Origin of the sequence: Actinoplanes sp. NPDC048791 (assembly GCF_040650095.1) — a bacterium.
GTDB lineage: Bacteria > Actinomycetota > Actinomycetes > Mycobacteriales > Micromonosporaceae > Actinoplanes.
Map to the genome: position 1 here is coordinate 1 of NZ_JBEZGQ010001161.1, position 2,407 is coordinate 2,407.

General features: G+C 72.7%; 3 protein-coding genes. All 3 read right to left on the reverse strand.

Annotated features, from left to right (window positions below):
* Nucleotides 1-691: aminoglycoside phosphotransferase family protein (locus AB0C29_RS43680; protein WP_360833591.1), on the reverse strand; the 691-nt coding region annotated here is incomplete at its 3' end.
* Entirely contained in the window at nucleotides 688-1,554 is an 867-nt protein-coding gene (locus AB0C29_RS43685; RefSeq protein ID WP_360833593.1) for a deoxyribonuclease IV, read from the reverse strand. The genes AB0C29_RS43680 and AB0C29_RS43685, both read right to left, overlap by 4 nt.
* Nucleotides 1,545-2,407: PASTA domain-containing protein (locus AB0C29_RS43690; RefSeq protein WP_360833595.1), on the reverse strand; the 863-nt coding region annotated here is incomplete at its 5' end. The genes AB0C29_RS43690 and AB0C29_RS43685, both read right to left, overlap by 10 nt.

Here is a 2,407-nt window from a genome sequence, read left to right on the forward strand (position 1 = left end):
GGGTGTTCCAGGCGATCACCAGGTCGCAGGCCGGGTCGCCGATGCCGCAGGTGCCGAAGTCGATGACGGCGGCCAGCCGCCCGTCGCGGACCAGCAGGTTGCCGACCGCGATGTCACCGTGGAACCAGACCGGCGCCGACTCCCAGGCCGAGTCCAGCGCCTCGGCCCACACCGCCCGGCAGGCCCGCACGTCCACGGCGTCGCCGAGATCCTTCAGGGCCTGCTGGACCTCGTCGGCATAGGCGCTGGGGTGGCAGCCCCGGAAGAACGAATGCCGGCCGCCGGGCGGCCCGGCCACCGGAGCCTGCCGCAGCACGGTGAGAAATTCGCCCAGGTCGCGGGCCAGCCGGAGGCGGTCGACCTCCGCGGCGTCCTCGAGGGTGTCGCCGGTCAGCCACTGCCGGACCGACCACGGGTACGGGTAACCGGCCCCCGGACGCCCGACCGCCACGGGAGAGGGCACCGGCAGCGGCAGGTGCCCGGCCAGCTCGGGCAGCCAGCGGTTCTCCTTCTCCACCGCCGCCACGTAACCCTCGGCGCTGGGCAGCCGCACGGACAGCTGGTCACCGAGGCGGAACGTGCGGTTGTCCCAGCCCTGCCGGGGCACCGGCGTCACGGGCAGGCCGCTCCACTGCGGGAACTGCTCGGCGATCAGGGCGCGTACCAGATCGGTCATGATCGTGGGCTTCACAGCTCGGGACGCAGCTCCTTGAGCAGGGCGATGTCCGCCGCGTGGCCTTCGTGTTCCTCGGTCGGGGTCTCCACGATCACCGGCAGGCCCGCGGTCGCCGGGTGGGCCAGCAGCTCGGCGAAGGCCGCCGCGCCGATCCGGCCCTCGCCGATGCGCTCGTGCCGGTCGCGGGTCGAGCCGCACTCGTCCTTCGAGTCGTTGGCGTGGATCAGCTGCAGGCGGTCCGGGCCGACCGTCGCCACCAGGGCGTCCAGCGTCTCGGTCATGCCGCCCGGCCTGGCCAGGTCGTGCCCGGCCGCCCAGGCGTGGCAGGTGTCGAAGCAGACGCCCAGCCACGGGTGATGCTCCACCGCGGTCAGGTACGGCCCCAGATCCTGCACCTTCGACGCCAGGCTGCGCCCGCCGCCCGCGCTGGGCTCCACCAGCACCTTCGGCAGGCCCCGGGCCGCCGCGACGTCCAGCAGCGGCAGCAACGCCTCGCGCAGCTGGTGCAGCGCCTTGTCGTCGTGGGCCGGGTCGACCGAGCTGCCCGCGTGGTAGACGATCGCCGTCGCTCCGATCGCGGCACCGCGGCGCAGGGCGTGCTCCAGCGTCTCCACCGATCGCTGCACCGTCTGCTCGGTGGGTGAGCCCAGGTTGACCAGCAGCGACGCGTGGATGTAGACCGGCAGCCCCCGCTCGCCGCAGCCGTCGCGGAACAGCGTGTCCTGCTTCGGGTCACCGGGCGGCAGCGCCCAGCCGCGGGAGTTCGAGACGTAGACCTGCACCGCCTCGGACCCGGCCGCGTCCGCGTACGGCAGAGCCGCCTTGGCCAGGCCCCCCGACGTCCTCGTGTGCGAGCCGACCGGCCTGCTCACGCGCACGTCAGCACCACCTCGGTCTGCGGTGGCACCGGCGTGCCGGCCGGCGGGTTCTGGATCCGGACCACGCCGTTGGGGTTGAAGTCGAGGCGGGCGCGCAGGCCCTGCGACTCCAGGACGCCCTTGGCCTGCTGGCACGGCTGGTTGTTCACGTCCGGGACGCCGACCTGCGGCGGGCCCTTGCTGACCACGAGCTTGATCTCGTCGTCCTTCTCCGCGCCGGTGCCCGGCTTGGGGGACTGCTCGATGACCTGGTCGGCCGGCTGGTCGCCGTCCTTGTACTGCTCCACCACGGTCAGGCCGAGGCGCTGGGCCTCGCCGCGGGCGTCGTTGATGTTCTTGCCCGTCAGGTCCGGCACGGTGATCGGCGCCCGGCCCTTGCTGACCACCACGGTCACGGTCGAGCCCGGCTTGAGCTGGGCGTCGGCCTTCGGGTCGGTGGAGATGATGACGCCCTGCGGGATGGTGTCGCTGTACTTGCCCTTGCCTTCCTTGACCTTGAGCTTGGTGCCCTCGATCTCGCCGCGGGCCACGGCCAGCTCCTTGCCGACCACGTCGGGCACCGGATAACGCTCCGGGCCCAGCGAGAGGGTCAGCGAGACGACGCCACCCTTGAGGATGCGCTCGGTGGGCGGCGGGTCCTGGGTGAGCACCACGTCCTTGGGGACGTTCTCGCTGAACGCGCCGTCGCCGATGCGCAGCTCGAAGCCCTCCTGGGCGGCGGCCTGCTCGGCCTGCGCGCGGCTCATGTTCACCAGCTGCGGGGTGTCCGTGTAGCGGCCCAGGGTGACCCACCAGGTGCTGCCGACGACGACCAGCACCATCAGCGCCACCGCCGCCATGATCAGGATCTGCC